This is a genomic window from Cryobacterium sp., from assembly GCF_025463825.1.
Lineage (GTDB): Bacteria > Actinomycetota > Actinomycetes > Actinomycetales > Microbacteriaceae > Cryobacterium.
In genome coordinates this window covers 45617-62997 of record NZ_JAODBG010000119.1, presented here as the reverse complement: position 1 = coordinate 62997, position 17381 = coordinate 45617, and the positions used below count along the sequence as shown (strand labels likewise).

Below are 17381 nucleotides of genomic sequence, written 5' to 3'. Positions count from 1 at the left end.
TGCCTGCCCCTCCTCCCCGTCGACATCAGGCAGCAGTTCGAATGGCTGGAAGCCGTCCAGCCTTTTTCGAAAGGGAGCGCATGCGCACACTGGTCCTCAACGCAGGGTATGAACCCCTTGCGGTCGTTTCGTTCAAGCGTGCACTCGTGCTCGTCATGAATCAGAAGGCAACCATCATCCAGGCAGACCAAGGCCACCCGGTGTGGGCGGCCACCGGGCCGTGGGAGCGGCCCAGCGTCATCCTGCTCACCCGGTACGTGCGCCTGCCGCGCTCCCGGTCGGTGCCGGTCAGCCGGCGCGGGGTGCTGCGGCGCGACGAGCACCGCTGCTGCTACTGCGGCAAATCCGCCAGCACCATCGACCACGTGCAGCCGCGGTCCCGCGGCGGCCGCGACACCTGGGACAACCTGGTCGCCTGCTGCCTGCGCTGCAACAACCTCAAAAGCGACCGCACCCCCGCGGAAATGGGCTGGGCCATGCACTTCAACCCGCGGATGCCGCAGGGTACGACGTGGACCCTGAGCGGGGTGGAGCGGCCGCTGCCGCAGTGGGACGAGTTCCTCGCGCCGGCCGCGCAGAGCGCCGCATGACCAGATAGTCGCGCGGATGTCGCACCAATGTCACGAAAACGTAACGCTCAATGCGACAGGAGCGGCCCGCATCAGTTAAGGTTGGAAAGTCCCCTCCCGGTTTTGGCCGTCTAAAGGAATATCTGTGACTTTTTCCGGCCCAGCCGGTTCGCCCGAGGGCGACGGCGCGCTTCCCACGCGCCGTGAGTTGCGCGCCCGCCGCGAAGCCGAAGCCCTCGCCGCTGAAACCGTGGAACCGTCCGCCCTGGCGCCGGTGCCTGTACCCGTGCCGCCGACGCCGATCGCGTCCGTGTCCCCGGACCTGGCCGTCGTGGTCGGAACCGCGGTGCCCGCGATCACGCCCGACGCAGCCGCCCGCGTCCGCCGGCCGCCCGCCCGCCCGGCCCGCCCGCGGACCCGTTCGACACTCCCTCCTCTCGATTCCCGGCCGCCCGCCGCCGCTCGCCGACGCGCGAGTCGGAAGCCACTCGCGAAGATGGTGACCCTGCTCGCGATCCCGGCGATTTTCCTGACCACAGCACTGCCGGCGTACGCATTCGCCCCGCAGGGCGGGTCGACGGCGATCACGGCCCAGCCGTCCGGTGAGGCCCAGCGGGTCTCCGTGGCTGCCGCCGCCGTGGCAGTGAGCATCGTGGGCGACGCCTTCAGCTCGACGAGTCAGGCCGAGATCGACGAGATCGAGGCTCGCCGACTGGCCGAGGATGCGGCCGAACGCTCGGCTGCCGCCGGCTTCGCCGTGTACGGCATTCGCGCCGAAGGCGACGACTACCCGTGGCCGACCGCGGCGACGGATGACCAGGGCGGCGGGCTCTCGCCCCTCGGTTACTACTACCGGGAGTGCGTGGACTTCGTGGCGTGGCGACTGAACCGCGATGCCGGCGCTTCGGGCAGCCCGTGGAAGTGGACCTGGGGGAACCTGACACCCGGCGGCGGCAACGGCGACGCCTGGGCACGTAACTGGGCGGCCAAGGGCCGGCCCACCGGAACCACGCCCGTCGTGGGTGCCGTCGCCACCTTCAACTACAACCACGTGGCCTATGTGCAGTTGGTGCCCGGCGACGGCACCGTCGTGCTCGAGGAGTACAACTGGATGGGTTCGCACGCCTATCACACCCGCACGGTGCCGATCAGCGCCGTGAAGCTCTTCCTGTACCCGCCGTCCTAGAGTTCCGGCTAAACTTTCCCGGTCAGCCTCTGTAGCTCAATGGAAGAGCAGTTCCGTCCTAAGGAAAGGGTTGGGGGTTCGAGTCCCTCCAGGGGCACCCCAGGCATCCGTCTCAGCGCGGCAGCTCAATCTCCCGCAGCGGGTCGCCGCCGTCGATGAAGAACCGGCCCGACGGGTTGAGCGCCGCAGCGATGCGTTTGGTCGCTGCGATGCCCGCCAGCGGATGCCGGCCGTCGAAGGCGCCGACCCGGATCGCGAAGGCCAGGTCGAACGGGGCTTCCCCGGGTAGCAGCTCGAAATCCTCCGCGGCCACCTGCCGCGCACCGAGGGTTCCTGCCGCGATCTCCAGTCCGGCGGTCCGGATGATCTGCGCGACACCGGCGGCGGAGCGGTCGATCACGAGGATGTGGCCCTGGCCGAGGAGGTGCGCGACGGCACGGGCCGCGGCACCGGGAGCGCCGCCGATCTCCAAGACCCGAAGTCCGGGTCGCAGGGGCAGCGCCTGCACGACGGCGGCCAGCCGCGGTGACAGTGTGGTCACCGAGCGCGTCTTTCCGGTATCGGGTGTGCGCAGCACGGGGTGCGCACAGTCTGCCACCGGTTCGGGGTCGGCGTGCCCGTCATCCGCGGGGCACCGGGTTGGTACCGTCGAGATATGACAACTACACGGTGGGCGATCCTGGGTCCGGGCGAAATCGGCGGATGGTTCGCGCGAGCGTTACCCGGGTCGGCGCACGGGGTGCTGCACGCCGTCGGCAGCACCAACCCGGAGCGGGCCGCCGCGTTCGCCGCCGAGCACGGTGCCGCGGTCAGCGGAACATACGCGGAGATCCTCGCCCGGGACGACGTCGACGCTGTGTACATCGCCACCGTGAACACCGCCCACGCCGAGCTGGCCCTCGCCGCGCTCGACGCCGGAAAGGCGGTCCTGTGCGAGAAGCCGGTCACGCCCACCGCTGCCGAACTGGAGCCGATCCTCGCCCGCGCGGCGGCCGCCGGGTTGCCGTTCGTGGAAGCCTACAAGCACCGGTTCGGTCCGTTCGCCCGTTCCCTCGACGCCGCCGTCGCCGATCCCCAGCTGGTCGGTCCGTTGCACGTCGTGGCGTCGTTCGGGTTCGCGGCCGTGCAACGATCCGGGCGCCTGTTCGACCCGGCGCTGGCCGGCGGGGCGATCCTGGACGTGGGCGGGTACCCCGTCGCCCTCGCCGTGGGGCTTGCCGCGGCCGCCGGCGTCGACCTGGCCGACCTCAGCGTGACCGACGCGACCGGCACCATCGGGGACACCGGGGTGGACGAGCAGGCGCGCGCGACCATCACGGCGGCCGGGTTCAGCGCTGACGTGGCGTGCGCCATCGCCGCGGAGCTGCCGCGCTCCGGATCGGTCACCGGCGCCAACGCGACCCTCGAACTGACCGACTCGTTCGGCAGCCGAGAGTCCTCTGCGGCCTCCTTCATCCTGCACGCGGACGGCCGCGACGTCGACATCGAGCTGCCGACGGTCGATCCGTTCGCCGCTGAGGCCGACGCGGTCTCGCTGGCCCTCGCCCAGGGCCGCACCGAAGCGCCCGAGGTGCCGTGGGCGCACAGCCGGGCCGTCGCCCGCCTGCTTGAGCAGTGGCGCGCGGCTCTGGACGGCTGAGCACGACCAGGTCCCGGCAGGGCGGTACGCGGGTCAGGTGCCGCTACGCGGGTGGCGCGCCACCCGCGTAGCGGCGCCGCACCCGCGAATCGTTCAGGCGCGCGCTTCGGGGTGAAGCTCACCGGAACTGGGTGAGCTTCAGGACCAGGTACTGGTCCCGCACTCGGTCCAGTTCGCGGCGGGCTTGGATGGACTCCGGGGCGAAAACGGGGCGTTCGCGGCGCTGCCGAACGGGCCTGCGGCCCCAGTGGATGAGGGCGAGGCCGAGGTGCATGGCCGCGCGGTCGAGGACGCCCACGCGGCGCACGGGGTGCGGCTCGGGAGCGCGGTCGGGTTGGGGCGGGTGGTCCTGGCGACCGGTCGTGGGCGCCAAACGGGTATTCATGGTGGTTTCCTTCTGGAAGGTGCAAAACGGGTCGCGAAACCGGGCGCTCGCAGAGCGCGTTCGGGATCGCCGAATGAGGGGTGGCCGCACAGGACGGCGGGAAGCGAGGCGCGGGAACGCGCACCGCTGGCGGGTGGATGACCGAGGGCCGCGAGCACTAGCGTGCAGCCGCTGCCTGGTCCGGCTTCGAGAGCGTCACCACCGTCTGGACCGGTGGGCGTGAGCTACCGGACGATCAGGCGGTGAAGACGCCGACGAAGCCGACGGTGGTGAGGGATGCAATTGCACTCTTCTGGATGAACACGCTGGGCTCCTTTCGTCTGATGGCGTAGGCAACACCGTAGCGGGATGTGCGCCGGTCGCACAATAGCCAAGATTGCCGGTTCCCCGGATGCATCCGGCTGGGTACCCTCGAAATATGTGTCGGAACATTCATCAACTCCACAATTTCCAACCGGCCGCCACCGACGATGAGGTGTACGCGGCGTCGCTGCAGTTCGTGCGCAAGATCAGCGGCTCGACGAAACCATCGAAGGCGAACGAAGCGGCCTTCAACCGGGCCGTCGAGGAGATCGCCCACATCTCGCGGCACCTGCTGGCGGACCTGGTGACGTCCGCGCCGCCGAAGAACCGGGAGGTCGAGGCCGCGAAGGCCAAGGAGCGGTCGGCGAAGCGGTTCGCCGCCGCCTGATCCACCCGACCGAGCCGCCGGCTCGATCGGCTCGTCCGGTTCAGGGCTCCTGGAGCTCCCGCGGCACCGTGATGGCGTCGACCAGGGCGCCGTTTCGCCACACGGTGATCTCGATGGGCTTGTCGATGGCGGTCTCCACCATCAGCTTCTGCACCGCGGTGGCCGTGACCACCGGCTGGCCGGCGAGTGCCACCACGATGTCGCCGCGCAGCAGCCCCGCCTCGGCCGCCGGGCTGCCCGGCGCCACGGCGGCGACCTGCAGGCCGGTGGGGGAGCCGATCCGGGTGGCGAGGGCGGGCGCCAGCGGCACCTGGGCGCCGGCGATGCCCAGCCAGGCGCGGCGCATCCGCCCCCGAGTCATCAGCGCGGTGATGATCTCCCGAGTGGTGGCGTTGATCGGCACCGCCATGCCCACCCCGATCCCGGCCAGGGCGGTGTTGACGCCGACCATCCGCCCGGAGCTGTCCGCGAGCACGCCACCGCTGTTGCCCGGGTTGAGGGCGGCGTCGGTCTGGATGACCTCGTCGATCACCCGCCCGGACCGGGTGGGCAGCGACCGGGCGAGCGCCGACGCGATGCCGGCGGTGACGCTGCCGGCCAGCCCGAGCGGGTTGCCCAGCGCCACCACCACCTGGCCGACCCGCAGGTGCGCTGCGTCGCCGAGCTCCACCGGATGCGGCGTGGCACCGCGGGCGTGCAACACCGCCAGGTCCGAGAGCGGGTCGCGACCGGCCACGTCGGCGCGGGTGCTGGTGCCGTCGGCGAATCCGACGTTGACGATGTCGGCGCCGGCAACCACATGGGCGCTGGTGAGGAGGAGGCCGTCCAGCAGACGGTGACGGGCCGGCCGACCCAGGTGCCGCGGCGCTCAGCGGCGCCGGCGGCGGGTACCGAAGATGCCCGTGACGATGCCGGTGAGGATGGTCTTCGTGGCGGGGGAGCCGAGCACCTCCTCGAGCACCGACTTTTCCGGCTTGGCGCGCGGGTGCGGGCGCGTGCGGGTGCGGGAGGCGGTGTCGGCCTGGCGCCGGAGCCGCTCATAGTCGGCGTCGGCCTTCTTCTGGGCCTTGGCCTGTTGCGCATCCGCGGCCGCCTGCCGGTTGGCGAGCTCGGCGTCGGCCTTGGCCTGGTCGATCGCCCGCTGCTCGGCTTCGGCAGCCCGGGTCGCGCTTTCAGACGGGCCGCCAGCATCTCCCGGGCGGAATCCCGGTCGACCGGCTCGCCGTAGCGGGCCAGCAGCGGGGACGCGGCGATGGTGGCCTCGATCTGTTCCGCGGGGGTGGGCGCCATCGACCCCCGCGGCGCCCGCAGCCGGGTCCAGGCGACCGGGCTGGGCGCGCCCTTCTCATTCATCACCGTGACCACGGCCTCACCGATGCCGAGCCCGGTGAGTACCTCATCGAGTTCATAGCCGGAGTGCGGAAAGGTCGACACCGTCGCCCGGAGCGCCTTGGCGTCATCCGGCGTGAACGCCCGCAGCTGGTGTTGCACCCGCGAGCCCAACTGGGCGAGCACGTCGCCGGGCACGTCCTTCGGGGTCTGGGTGACAAAGAAGATGCCGACCCCCTTCGAGCGGATGAGCCGCACGGTCTGGGTGATCGCGGCCAGGAAGTCCTTGGACGCGTCCCGGAACAACAGGTGCGCCTCGTCGAAGAACAACACCAGCTTGGGCTTGTCCAGGTCGCCCACCTCGGGCAGGTCGTTGAACAGGTCGGCGAGCAGCCACATCAGGAACGTCGAATACAGCGCCGGCCTCTCCTGTACCCCGGGCACTTCGAGCAGGCTGACCAGGCCGCGGCCGTCGGCGGTGACGGCGAGGAATTCCGTGGTGTCGATCTCGGGTTCACCGAAGAAGACGTCGGCGCCCTGGTCCGCGAAGGTGATCAGTTCGCGCAGGATGACGCCGACGGTGGCGCTGGAGAGCCCGCCGAGGCCGGTGAGCCCGCCCTTGCCGTCGTCGCTGATCAGGAAGCCGAGCACGGCGCGCAGGTCGGTGAGGTCCAGCAGCGGCTGCCAGGCCTCGTCGGCGTAGTGGAAGACCAGGCCCAGACTGGACTCCTGGGTGTCGTTGAGGCCGAGGACCTTGCTCAGCAGCAACGGGCCGAACCCGGCGACGGTGGCCCGGATCGGGACGCCGTGGCCGATGCGGCCGAGGCAGAAGAACTCCGTGGGCGAGGCGGTACCGACCCAGTCCTGGCCGAGGGCGGAGGTGCGGGCGAGCAGTTTCTCGGTGGACGTACCGGCGCTGGCGATGCCGGAGAGGTCGCCCTTGATGTCGGCGGCGAACACCGGCACCCCGTGCGCCGACAGCTGCTCGGCGAGCAGCTGGAGCGTCCGGGTCTTGCCGGTGCCGGTCGCGCCGGCGACGAGCCCGTGCCGGTTGGTCATGGCCAGCGGGATGCGGATCTGCACGTCGGGGCGGGCGGCGCCGTTGACGAGGGCGCCGAGCTCGAGTGCCGGCCCGTCGAAGGCGTAGCCGGACCGGATCGCCTCCACCTGTGTGTCGTCGAGGGGCCCGGCGGCGGGCGTCCCGGTGGGTTCGGCGCGGGCCGACCCGGCCGACGGGACCGGCTCGAGGCTAGGGGTGTCGGCGGATGCGGCGCGTGCATCCTCCTCCGCCTGGCGCAGCGGGGTTTCTGCCTCCTCAGCGTCGGCCTGGGCACGAAGCGCGGCGGCCTTGGCCGCATCCGCTTTCGCCTTGAGCCGGCTGACCGCGTCGACCGCATCGCTGGGAGTCATGGCGGTATCCTAGCCGCCGCCGATCGGCTGGCGGCAGGGGCCGAGCACCTCGGCTCAGTCGAGGGCGTCGACGGCGGCGCGGGCGTCGCGGGCGCGGTTTCCGGCGTCGTCCGCGGCACGGGTAGCTCGTGCGCGCGCCTCGGCCAGGGCGCTGTCGTCGTCGGTGACGGCCGCGAGCGCAGCCTCGGCCGTGTCCAACTGCTCCCGGAGCTCCGCGATCTCCGCCTCGAGGCTGGTCCGGCGAAGCTCGAGCCGGTGGGCCCGGCGCTCCAGGGCGTCGACCTCGGCGACGGCGGCCTCCGCATCGCGCTCCAGCCGCTCCGCCTCCCGCCTGGCCTCCTTGCGGCGGCGGACGTCGGCGAGTTGCACGGGGTCCGGCGGGGCGGACGTACGGGAGGTGCCGGACGACGCGGTCCACGACTCCGTGGTCGGCACGGCGACGGCGTCGCCCAGGTCTACGGGGTCGAAGCCGCCGGCGTGCAACGGTTTGACCAGCAGTCCGCTGGCGACCGCGCCGGCGGCCGCCGGATCCGACGTTCCGGCCAGCAGGGTCTGCTCGACCTCGCCGAGAACGGCCGCGGTGGGCGGGCGGTCGAGGCCGGCGGCTCGCGCGGCACCCGCCCGGGTGAGGGCGGCGACGGCGGCGCGGCGCTCTCCGCCGAGCCGCCGCAGCGCGTCCCGGTCAAGCTGCTCCTGCGCGGTGCGCATCTGCTCGCCAAGGTCGAGGAGCGCGGTGAGGGCGTCCGTGTCCTCCCGGGCGAGGAGGTTCACCACCCAGGCCGCGGGTGCTGGCTTCCGCAGGGCGGCGATCTGTTTGGCGAGGGCGGCATCAGAAGTCTTCAGCTCCGCAGCCCTGGCGTTGCGGGCGGCCGTGAAGTCCTGGGGCTGGAGGCCGTAGAGCTCCCGGGCGAGTGTGGCGAGGGTGGCGACCATGGGACCATCCTCGCCCGCGGAGGCCCCGGCCGCCAGCAGCCCGGCGTCTTCCGTGTCGAGAGTGCCTGATCAGGCGGCGAGCAGGTGGCGGGAGGTTCCGCATTCCCAGAACCGCGGTTAGCCTGTTCGCCAGAAGCGGTCACCGGGACACAAGGCGAAAGGCTCCCATGGCAACGGACGGGCGAGGCCGGGTCATCGTGCGGGACGGGTCCTGGGGGTTCTTCTTCCTCCTGGCCTATCTGGGCGCGGCCATCTACTTCATCTCGGTGTCGGACGGCTCGTTCTGGGGCGTCATCCTGGGTCTCCTGCAGGCGATCGTCTGGCCGGTCTACGTGACCTATCAGACCCTGCTGCTCCTGCTCGGCGGCTGACCCGGTCCGCGGGTGGGGCGGCTCAGGCGGCGTGGCCGACGACGGCGGGATCGGCGGCCCACAGGGCGATCCGGTCGAGGGCATGTGCGGGTGCGCGGTCCACGCTGAGCGGCAGGTCGGCGGGGCCGTGGCTGCATACCGGCACGGCCACGAGGCTGGCCGTCATGACGATGGGGCGGAGCCCGCAATGTGCGGGAATGGTGCGCAGGATGGTGGTCATCAGGAATCCTCTCGGCCAAGCGACACCCGAGCGCTCGAGCGAGTTCGGTGATTCCATCGTCGCGGCCCGGGTCGCCGGAGGCATCCTCCGAACGGATGAACCCGACTACCGTGTGCGGCGTGGGTTCAGCGTGCTGATCAGCCGATGCGCACGCCGGATGCCTTGAGTTCCAGCTGCGCGAGCGACCGCATGACCGTCGGGTCGCCCCGCCGCCAGGCGGCGACGGGGTCGGCGTCGACGGTGGCGAGCACCGACAGTTTCTGGTTGGTCAGGGCCCGGAGGGCGAGCATGTCCACGGTGACGCCGGCGCCGATCAGCCGTCGGGTGGTGGCAGCCCTGCGGGTGAACCGCAGGCGGCCAACGAGCCAGAACAGCAGGATCGTCCCGACCGGTACCACGGCGATTCCCCAGCCCAGGCCGACAGCGAGGTTCAGCACCGCCTCCTGCTGGCTGCGCCCGGCCGCCTCCAGGCTTTCGCCCGCTCCGCTGGCCGCCTCGAAGGGGGCGCTGATGCCGCCGCCGATGAGCGGCACCCCGCCGAGCTGGTCGCCGATGTCGGTCATGGTGCTCGAGAAGTCCGACCCCGCGGACTGCATCTGCCGACCGAACCGGGCGAGGTCGATCACGAGCGAGTAGACGATCGCGCCCAGGCACACCCACGCGGCGATCGCCGCGACGGCGAACAGGTCGACCGCGATCTGGCGGGAGCGGTGGGCGGCGAAGTCGGAGTAGAACTGCACTAGCCGCGGGACTGCAGGAAGACCATGACGAGGGTGCCCGCGCCGTAGAGCAACAGTTTGCCGCGGTACCCGGCCCACCAGGCGCGGGGCGCCGGCTGCTCGTCGTCGGCGGATGCGGCATCCGGGTTCTCGGTCTCGTCGTCCGCGTACCGCGGGCGATCGGGGCCGGCATCGGCGGAGGAACCGGCCCGGCCGGCAGGAGGCGCCGGGAGCGGTCTGCCGCCGAGGCGCTCGAACGGTCGCGCGAGGAACGCCGGAATCATGATGCGGTCGAACTCGTCGCCTGGTTCGTTGTTCTGCTTCTGTGTCATTGCGAATTTTCTCCCCTGCCTCGATTGTAGGGAATAACCTGGACTTCCGGTTGCCGCGGAGCACTCGGCGGCACCGCTTTCGTCCCGGAAGGTCAATGATCACTCACGACACGTTCACCCGCCGCATCCGGGACCGACTGGCGGCGGCCGGGGTGGCCGCCCCGGTCAGCCCGGCACCGGCCCAGGCCCCTCCCGCCGGGCCGTCGGCAGCGGCCTCGACCCGGGCACGGACCTGGGCCGCCGAGCCCCTGCACTCCGATGAGAAGATCCGGGAGAGCACCGGGCACAGTTGGGACGAGTGGGCCGAGCTGATCGACGCCGGCCCCGGCCGGCTGGCCGGGCACACCGCGATCGCCGGGTGGGTGCACGCCGAGCACGGGGTGCCCGGATGGTGGGCGCAGGGCGTGACGGTGGGCTACGAGCGCATCGCCGGACTGCGGTTGCCCGGCCAGATGCCCGACGGCACCTTCAGCGTCAGCCGCTCCCGGGTGCTGGCGTCACCGGTGCGACGGCTGCGCGACGCCCTGCTCGACGACGCCGCCCGCGCCGAGATGCTCCCGGGCATCGACACGGTGCTGCGGTCCAGGCCCGCCTCGAAGGCACTGCGATTCCACGCCGCGATGGCCGGGCAGCCGCTGGGGTCGTTGCTGTTCTCCGCCGATGAGCTGCCGGAGGGCCGACTGGGGGTGGGCGTGACGCACGACAAACTGGCCACCTTCGACGCGGGCGAGGGATGGAAACAGTTCTGGACCGACTGGCTCGCCGCGGCGGCGCAGGCCGCCACGCCCGCCCCGGGAGTTGCATAACTCCTGCAGTTTTCCTCGACGGATACGACGAGCCCAGTGTTTCGGGGCCGGCGACGGGTCGTCGGCGAGAAATAGCAGGAGTCATGCCCACTGGCGTGATGTGCGGGGAGGTCGGTCAGGGCAGCAGGCCGGCCAGGGTCGCCACGGCGCCGTCGAAGAGTTCCGGGCGGGCGCGGGAGTAGTTCAGCCGGAAGAACGACCCGGTCGGTTCGGCGGGGAACCAGTCGCCGCCGGGGGAGAAGAGCACCCCCTCCGCGGCGGCGCGGCGGGCCAGGTCGGCCACGTCCACCCCGTCAGCGACGCGCACCCAGAGGTTCAGGCCGCCCCGGGGGACCAGCTCGAGAGCGTCCGGGCCCAGCCGGCCGCGCACCTGCCGGGCCATTTCGTCGCGGCGGCCGCGCAGAGACCCGCGCAACCGGGTGAGGTGGCTGCGCCAGCCGGGGTCGGTGAGTACGTCGACCGCCGCCGCCTGGAGGATGCCGCTCACGTACAGGTCGTCCACGGTGCGGTCCGCCTGGATGCGGGCCAGCGCCGGGCCGCGGGCCACGACGGCGGCGACGCGGATGGCGGGGGAGAGGCTTTTGGTGAGCGAGCGTACATAGACGATGTGGCCGTCGGCGTCGTCGGCGGCGAGCGTGGCGACATCCGCCTCGATGCCGAAGTCGTGTGCCCAGTCGTCCTCGATCAGGTACACCCCGCGGGCGCTGAGGACCGCGGTGACGGCGCTGCGCTCGGCGCTGGTCCACAGCGCTCCGGTGGGATTGGCGAAGTGCGGTTGCGCATAGAACAGGCGCGCCCCGCTGGCCCCGAGGGCGTCGTCGAGGTCGGCCGCCGACGGGGCGCCGGCGCCGCGTGCGATCGGCACAATTCGCAGCCCCGCCTGCCGGGCGGCGGCCATGGCGCCCCAATAGGTGGGCGACTCCATCACGATCGCGTCGCCCGGCACGGCCAGCGCCCGGAAGATCGAGGACAGTGCGCTCTGACCGCCCGGGGTGATCACGACGTCGTCGGGGGCCGGCGGGGCGGCGGCGGATGCCCCGGCCGGGGCCAGCTCCGCCGCGAACCAGCTGCGCAGCTCGGGCAGCCCGGCGACGGGGGCGCGGTCGACGGCGGTGCTGGTGCGGGCCGCGCGGACCAGGGCGGTGCGCACCAGCCGGGTGGGCAGGAGCTCCTCGGCGGGATACCCGGAGTGCAGGGCGATCACGCCGGGACCGGCGCTCGCCATGGCGGTGCCGATCGCGTCGGCGCCGGTTCGGGCCGCGCCGAGCGCGGTGGTCTGCCAACCGAAGTCGGCGCGGTGCACGGCGTGCGGTCGGGCCACGAAGCTGCCGGCGCCCGGCCGGGTCTCCACGAGGCCCTCGAGCACCAGCCGCTGCAGGGCGCGCTGCACGGTGAGCGGGCTGGCGGCGTGTTCCTGCACCAGGGTGCGGGTGGACGGGAGGCGGTCGCCGGCCGGGAGCCGGGCGACCAGGGAGCGCAGCCGGCGTTCGATGGCGAGGTGGGCGGAATCGTCGTCCGAAGCGACCGGCCGGGTGCTATCCTGTTGCATGAATCCACAGAATAGCGCTATCGTCCCGCTCGCGCCAGCGCTATCGGCGACTGCGGCCACTCCGGTGGACCGCGGCCCGTTGCCGTGGTCCCTCTCACCCGCAGCCGGTCTGACCTTCGGCCTGATCGGCGTGCTCGCGTTCTCGTTCACCCTGCCGTTCACGCGGGTGGCGGTCGGCCAGCTCGACCCGCTGTTCGTCGGTGCGGGCCGGGCCGTGCTGGCCGGGATCCTCGCGATCGGTGTGCTCTCGGTGCTGCGGCAACGGCTCCCGCGAGGCCGGCAGTGGTTGCGCCTGGCCGTGGTGGCCGCGGGCGTCATCGCGGGCTTCCCGATCCTCACGTCCTACGCCCTGCAGAGCGTGCCGGCCGCGCACGGCGCCGTGGTGATCGGCCTGCTCCCGGCCGCCACGGCGGTGGTCGCGGTGCTGCGTGCCCGGGAGCGCCCATCCGTACGGTTCTGGTTGGCCAGCGGGCTCGGCGTCGCGGCCGTGATCGGCTTCGTGGCCCTCACTGCGGGCGGGCTCGACAGCCTGCACCCGGCCGACCTGCTGCTGGTGGGCGCCGTCCTGCTCGCGGCGGTCGGGTACGGCGAGGGTGCGCTGCTGTCCCGGGAGCTCGGCTCCTGGCAGACCATCTGCTGGGCCCTGATCGTGGCACTGCCGGTCATGACACCGTTGATGCTGGTGGTGATGGGACCGGCCTGGCCGCAGGCGGATGCGCCTACCTGGCTGGCGTTCGGGTATCTGGCCGGGGTGAGCATGTTCCTGGGCTTCTTCGCCTGGTACCGGGGCCTGGCCATCGGTCCGATCGCCCGGGTGAGCCAGATCCAGCTGGTGCAACCGGTGCTCACGATCGTGTGGGCAGGGCTGCTCCTCGGCGAGCGGCTGGACCTGGTCGTGCTGGTCGGTGCGCTGGCCGTGATCCTCTGCGCGGCCACGGCGGTTCGGGCTCGCATCCGCTGACCTGTCAGCGCGCCGGGCCACGAACGCCGAAAAGGACAACGGCCGGAATTAAGGGTCCGTTGCGGAATCCCATCCTTTTTCAGGCGCTTTTTCCTTATCTGGCGGTGCGGGAATCGGGTCGGGGCGGGGCGGGGAGAGAATTGGGATGTGACGTGTGTTCACCCGCTGGTTACCTGACGGTTCTACGCTGGCGCCGTCGCGGTTTGTCGCGGAAGCCGGACAGGAGCGTGCGTGACCCAGATCCACCCGGAGCCCGGCCAGCGCGTCGCCGAGTCCGCCGACACCGACACGGTGCCGCCGACCATCCCGGCCGGCGGGCCCCCGTCGGCGCCCGCCCACGAGCAGGGCGTGCTGGATGCCGGCCACCTGGTGCACCCGGAGCGCACCCTGGTGGAGATCCTGCTGGCCACGGCCGAGGAACACCCCACAGCGCTCGCGCTCGAGGACGCGACCGGCGCCCTGAGCTACCGGCGCGTCGTGCGGCTGGTCAACGAGCAGGCCGTGCGGCTGAGCCGGGCCGGTGTGCGCCGCGGCGACACCGTCGGCATCCGCATCCCGTCGGGCACCCGCGAGCTGTACCTGTCGATCCTGGCCACCCTCGTCGTCGGCGCCGCCTACGTGCCCGTCGACGCCGACGACCCCGAGGAACGCGCCCGCCTGGTCTTCGGTGAGGCCCGAGTGGTGGGCGTGATCGGCGCCGGCGGCGTCTTCACAGTGCGCGACGGCCTCGATGCCGGTGTGCTCACCGACCGGCCGTTGACCGCGGAGGAGGATCCGTCGCTGGCGCACTGGGGCGAACCCATGCCCGCCCCCGACGACGACGCCTGGATCATCTTCACCTCCGGCTCCACCGGCGTGCCCAAGGGCGTCGCCGTCACCCAACGGTCGGCGGCCGCGTTCGTCGACGCCGAGGCCGGCCTGTTCCTCGCCCGCGAACCCATCGGCCCCGGCGACCGGGTGCTGGCCGGGCTGTCGGTCGCGTTCGACGCCTCCTGCGAGGAGATGTGGCTGGCCTGGCGGAACGGGGCCTGCCTGGTACCCGCCCCACGCACCCTGGTGCGCAGCGGCGCCGACCTCGGTCCGTGGCTGATCGCGCACGGCATCACCGTGGTCTCCACCGTGCCCACCCTCGCCGCGCTCTGGCCCGAGGAGGCCCTCGAGAACGTGCGCCTGGTGATCTTCGGGGGCGAGGCCTGCCCGCCCGAGCTGGCCGCCCGCATCAGCGCCCGCGGCCGCGAAGTGTGGAACACCTACGGCCCCACCGAGGCCACGGTCGTGGCCTGCGGCGCCCTGCTGGACGGCAGCGACCCGGTGCGTATCGGCCTGCCGCTGGACGGCTGGAGCCTGGCCGTGGTCGACCCGGCCGGCAACCGGGTGCGCGCCGGCGAGACCGGCGAGCTGATCATCGGCGGTGTCGGCCTGGCCCGTTACCTCGACCCGGCGCAGGATGCCGTGAAGTATGCCCCGCACGCCGGCCTCGGCTGGCAGCGCGCCTACCGCAGCGGCGACCTCGTGCGGTTCGATCCGGCCGGCCTGGTGTTCGTGGGCCGCGCCGACGACCAGATCAAGCTCGGCGGCCGGCGCATCGAGCTCGGCGAGATCGACGCCGCCCTGCAGGCGCTGCCCGGCGTGGCCGGCGCCGCCGCCGTCGTGCAGACCACCCCGGCCGGCAACCAGGTGCTGGTCGGCTACCTGTCCCTCACCGACGCCGCACCGACCGAACCAGGCGGGTTCGACCTGCCCGCCGCATCCGACGCGCTGCGCACCGCACTGCCCGCCGCCCTGGTACCGCTGCTCACCGTCGTCGAGAACATCCCCACCCGCACCTCCGGCAAGGTCGACCGGGCCGCGCTGCCCTGGCCGCTGCCCGGCGGCAGCACCACCGGCACGGCTGCGCTGCGCGGCACCGCCGGCTGGCTCGCCGGGCACTGGGCCGCGATCCTCGGTGTGCCCGTCGCCGACGCGGACAGCGACTTCTTCGCCTACGGCGGCGGTTCCCTTTCGGCGGCCCAGTTCGTCGCCGCCATCCGCGAGCGCTTTCCCGACACCCGCATCAGCGACATCTACGACCACCCCCGCATCGGCGCGCTGGCCGACGAACTCGACAGCCGCCTGCCGCCGGTGGCCCGCCGCAGCCGGCAGGTGCTGCCGGTCCCGGCGCAGACCGGGCTGCTGCAGAGCCTGCTGGGCGTGCCGCTGCACCTGCTCATCGGCGCCCGCTGGCTGGTGTACCTGATGGCGGCCAACAATGTGCTCGCCGCCGCCGGCGCCTCCTTCGCCCCCTCCATCTCGTGGTGGTGGGTGCTGGCCGGCTTCGTGCTGCTCGTCACCCCGCTGGGCAAGATCGCCATCTCCGTCGGCGTGGCCCGGCTGCTGCTGCGCGGCGTCACCCCGGGGAACTACCCCCGCGGCGGCAGGGTGCACCTGCGGCTGTGGCTGGCCGAACAGGTCGCCCACTTCGTCGACGCCGCCAGCCTCGCCGGGGCGCCGTGGATCAGCTACTACGCCCGCATGCTCGGCGCCCGCATCGAACCCGGCGTCGACCTGCACTCGGTGCCGCCGGTCACGGGGATGCTCAGCATCGGCGAGCGCGCGGCGATCGAACCGGAGGTGGACCTGGCCGGCTACTGGCTCGACGGCGACATCCTGCGCATCGGCCGGGTGCGCATCGGCGCGGATGCCGTGGTCGGCTCCCGCAGCACCATGCTGGGCGGTGCGAAGATCGGCGACGGCGCCGAGATCGAACCGGGTTCGGCCGTATCCGGCCGGGTGCCGCGCGGCGAACGCTGGGCCGGCTCGCCCGCCGTGCGGGTCGGCTCAGCCCGCCGGGCCTGGCCAATCGAACGCCCGCCCGCCCGCCGGCGCTGGCTCATCGCCTACGGCGCCGGCTCGGTCGCGCTGGCCGGCATCCCCGCCGCGGCCGTGCTGCTCGGCCTGCTCATCGTGGGCCTGGCCATCGGTGACGCCGGCAGCCTGGGCAGCGCGTTCGGCCGGGCCGCCCTGGCCGTGCCGGGTGCCGTTCTCGCCGCCGGCCTGCTCTACGCCGGCGCCGTCATCGGGGCGGTGCGGCTGCTGGGCCTCGGCCTGACCGAGGGACACCACGCGGTGCGCAGCCGGGTGGGCTGGCAGGTCTGGATGACCGAACGGCTGCTCGACGGCGCCCGCACCCTGCTGTTCCCGGTCTACGCCAGCCTGCTCACTCCGGTGTGGCTGCGGCTGCTCGGCGCGAAGGTCGGCCCCGGCGTCGAGGCGTCCACCGTGCTGCTGGTGCCGTCGCTGAGCACCATCGCGCCCGGCGCGTTCCTCGCCGACGACACCATGGTCGCCTGCTACGAACTCGGCGGCGGCTGGATGCGCATCGGCCGCGCCAAGATCGGCCGGCGGGCTTTCCTGGGCAACAGCGGCATCGCCGGGCCCGGCCGCACCGTGCCGCGGGACGGCCTCGTGGCCGTGCTGTCGTCCACCCCGCGGAAGGCCAAGCGCGGTTCCTCCTGGCTGGGCAACCCGCCCACCCGCCTCCGCCGCCGGGTGACCGACATCGACGAGGCCCGCACCTTCCACCCGCCGGCCCGGCTGATCCTGGCCCGGTCGCTGTGGGAGGTGCTCCGCCTGGTGCCCGTCTTCGTCTCCGCGTGGATCGGCCTTGGCGTGCTCGCCGGGCTCGATGCCCTGTGGCTGGCGGCCGGGCCCGGGGTGGCACTGCTCCTGTCCCCGTTCGTGCTGCTGGCCGCCGGGGTGGTCGCGGCGGCGCTGACCAGCGCCGCCAAGTGGCTGCTGGTGGGGCGCATCCGGGTGTCGGAGCATCCGCTCTGGTCGTCGTTCATCTGGCGGAACGAGGTGTCGGACACCTTCGTGGAGATGGTCGCCCGGCCGTGGTTCGCGCAGAACGCGTCGGGCACCCCGGCGCTGGCGCTGTGGCTGCGGTCGCTGGGCGCCACCATCGGGCGGGGCGTGTGGTGCGAGTCGTACTGGCTGCCGGAAGCCGACCTGGTGCACCTCGCCGCCGGCAGTAGCGTCAACCGCGGCTGCGTCGTGCAGACGCACCTGTTCCACGACCGGATCATGCAGTTGGACACCGTGTCGATCGGCACCGGCGGCACCCTCGGGCCCAACAGCGTGATCCTGCCCGCGGCCCGGATCGACGACAACGCCACCGTCGGGCCGGGGTCGCTGGTGATGCGGGGCGAGCGGGTGCCCACCGACTCCCTCTGGTCCGGCAACCCGATTGCGCCGTGGCACCGGCCGCCGTGGAAGACTTGACCTTCTATGTTGCAAACTCCG

At 72.6% G+C, this 17381-nt stretch carries 16 protein-coding genes, 1 tRNA gene and 1 pseudogene; 9 read left to right on the top strand and 9 right to left on the bottom strand.

Annotated elements, in window-relative coordinates:
- The first annotated feature begins 80 nt into the window (after positions 1 to 80).
- From JWP54_RS14680 to JWP54_RS14670, 3 genes are all read left to right on the top strand, one after another.
- Positions 81 to 590, top strand: coding sequence for an HNH endonuclease (locus tag JWP54_RS14680; RefSeq protein ID WP_297373319.1), 510 nt, complete (start codon positions 81 to 83; stop codon positions 588 to 590).
- A 124-nt stretch (positions 591 to 714) separates the two neighbouring features.
- Positions 715 to 1755: a CHAP domain-containing protein gene (locus JWP54_RS14675; protein WP_297373317.1), complete on the top strand. Its 1041-nt coding sequence runs from the start codon at positions 715 to 717 to the stop codon at positions 1753 to 1755.
- A 25-nt stretch (positions 1756 to 1780) separates the two neighbouring features.
- Positions 1781 to 1852 (top strand) — tRNA-Arg (locus JWP54_RS14670).
- Between the two features lie 15 nt (positions 1853 to 1867).
- Here JWP54_RS14670 and JWP54_RS14665 read toward each other — a convergent pair.
- On the bottom strand, positions 1868 to 2296 hold the full coding sequence (locus JWP54_RS14665) for an SAM-dependent methyltransferase (RefSeq protein ID WP_297373316.1): 429 nt from the start codon (positions 2294 to 2296) through the stop codon (positions 1868 to 1870).
- 114 nt (positions 2297 to 2410) lie between these two features.
- On the opposite strand from JWP54_RS14665, the gene JWP54_RS14660 reads away from it, so the two are divergent.
- Complete coding sequence (locus tag JWP54_RS14660; RefSeq protein WP_297373315.1) at positions 2411 to 3394, top strand: Gfo/Idh/MocA family oxidoreductase; 984 nt, start codon at positions 2411 to 2413, stop codon at positions 3392 to 3394.
- 118 nt (positions 3395 to 3512) lie between these two features.
- Here the strand turns inward: JWP54_RS14660 and JWP54_RS14655 are convergent, their stop codons facing one another.
- On the bottom strand, positions 3513 to 3779 hold the full coding sequence (locus JWP54_RS14655) for a hypothetical protein (protein ID WP_297373313.1): 267 nt from the start codon (positions 3777 to 3779) through the stop codon (positions 3513 to 3515).
- A 418-nt stretch (positions 3780 to 4197) separates the two neighbouring features.
- On the opposite strand from JWP54_RS14655, the gene JWP54_RS14650 reads away from it, so the two are divergent.
- The gene (locus tag JWP54_RS14650) at positions 4198 to 4470 is read left to right on the top strand and encodes a DUF2277 domain-containing protein (RefSeq protein ID WP_297373311.1); all 273 of its coding nucleotides are present in this window, start codon (positions 4198 to 4200) and stop codon (positions 4468 to 4470) included.
- Between the two features lie 40 nt (positions 4471 to 4510).
- Here JWP54_RS14650 and JWP54_RS14645 read toward each other — a convergent pair whose 3' ends face one another.
- The 3 genes and pseudogenes from JWP54_RS14645 to JWP54_RS14635 all read right to left on the bottom strand — a co-directional run bounded on the left by JWP54_RS14645 (position 4511) and on the right by JWP54_RS14635 (position 8142).
- Complete coding sequence (locus JWP54_RS14645; protein ID WP_297373309.1) at positions 4511 to 5269, bottom strand: trypsin-like peptidase domain-containing protein; 759 nt, start codon at positions 5267 to 5269, stop codon at positions 4511 to 4513.
- A gap of 69 nt (positions 5270 to 5338) precedes the next feature.
- Positions 5339 to 7209: pseudogene (locus tag JWP54_RS14640) on the bottom strand (helicase HerA-like domain-containing protein).
- 54 nt (positions 7210 to 7263) lie between these two features.
- Complete coding sequence (locus tag JWP54_RS14635) at positions 7264 to 8142, bottom strand: transposase (RefSeq protein WP_297373308.1); 879 nt, start codon at positions 8140 to 8142, stop codon at positions 7264 to 7266.
- Positions 8143 to 8309: 167 nt separating this feature from the next.
- On the opposite strand from JWP54_RS14635, the gene JWP54_RS14630 reads away from it, so the two are divergent.
- Positions 8310 to 8513, top strand: a complete 204-nt coding sequence (locus JWP54_RS14630) for a hypothetical protein (protein ID WP_297373307.1) — start codon at positions 8310 to 8312, stop codon at positions 8511 to 8513.
- Positions 8514 to 8535: 22 nt separating this feature from the next.
- On the opposite strand, the gene JWP54_RS14625 is transcribed toward JWP54_RS14630, so the two are convergent.
- The 3 genes from JWP54_RS14625 to JWP54_RS14615 form a co-directional block, all read right to left on the bottom strand.
- Positions 8536 to 8733: a hypothetical protein gene (locus tag JWP54_RS14625; protein WP_297373306.1), complete on the bottom strand. Its 198-nt coding sequence runs from the start codon at positions 8731 to 8733 to the stop codon at positions 8536 to 8538.
- A gap of 137 nt (positions 8734 to 8870) precedes the next feature.
- Positions 8871 to 9473 carry a hypothetical protein gene (locus JWP54_RS14620; protein WP_297373304.1) on the bottom strand — a complete coding sequence of 201 codons (603 nt, stop codon included), beginning with the start codon at positions 9471 to 9473 and terminating at the stop codon, positions 8871 to 8873.
- Positions 9473 to 9784 carry a hypothetical protein gene (locus tag JWP54_RS14615; protein WP_297373302.1) on the bottom strand — a complete coding sequence of 104 codons (312 nt, stop codon included), beginning with the start codon at positions 9782 to 9784 and terminating at the stop codon, positions 9473 to 9475. Before JWP54_RS14615 ends, JWP54_RS14620 begins: the two co-directional genes overlap by 1 nt.
- Positions 9785 to 9879: 95 nt before the next feature.
- Between JWP54_RS14615 and JWP54_RS14610 the strand changes: the two genes are divergently transcribed.
- Positions 9880 to 10590 (top strand): hypothetical protein, encoded by a 711-nt coding sequence (locus tag JWP54_RS14610; protein ID WP_297373300.1) that lies wholly within the window; start codon positions 9880 to 9882, stop codon positions 10588 to 10590.
- Positions 10591 to 10705: 115 nt separating this feature from the next.
- On the opposite strand, the gene JWP54_RS14605 is transcribed toward JWP54_RS14610, so the two are convergent.
- The gene (locus JWP54_RS14605; RefSeq protein WP_297373299.1) at positions 10706 to 12139 is read right to left on the bottom strand and encodes a PLP-dependent aminotransferase family protein; all 1434 of its coding nucleotides are present in this window, start codon (positions 12137 to 12139) and stop codon (positions 10706 to 10708) included.
- Between JWP54_RS14605 and JWP54_RS14600 the strand changes: the two genes are divergently transcribed.
- Together JWP54_RS14600 and JWP54_RS14595 are read left to right on the top strand one after the other, a co-directional pair.
- Complete coding sequence (locus JWP54_RS14600) at positions 12138 to 13100, top strand: DMT family transporter (RefSeq protein WP_297373297.1); 963 nt, start codon at positions 12138 to 12140, stop codon at positions 13098 to 13100. The two genes, JWP54_RS14605 and JWP54_RS14600, sit on opposite strands and share 2 nt — an antisense overlap.
- A gap of 348 nt (positions 13101 to 13448) precedes the next feature.
- The gene (locus JWP54_RS14595) at positions 13449 to 17360 is read left to right on the top strand and encodes a Pls/PosA family non-ribosomal peptide synthetase (protein ID WP_297373504.1); all 3912 of its coding nucleotides are present in this window, start codon (positions 13449 to 13451) and stop codon (positions 17358 to 17360) included.
- Positions 17361 to 17381 lie beyond the last annotated feature (21 nt).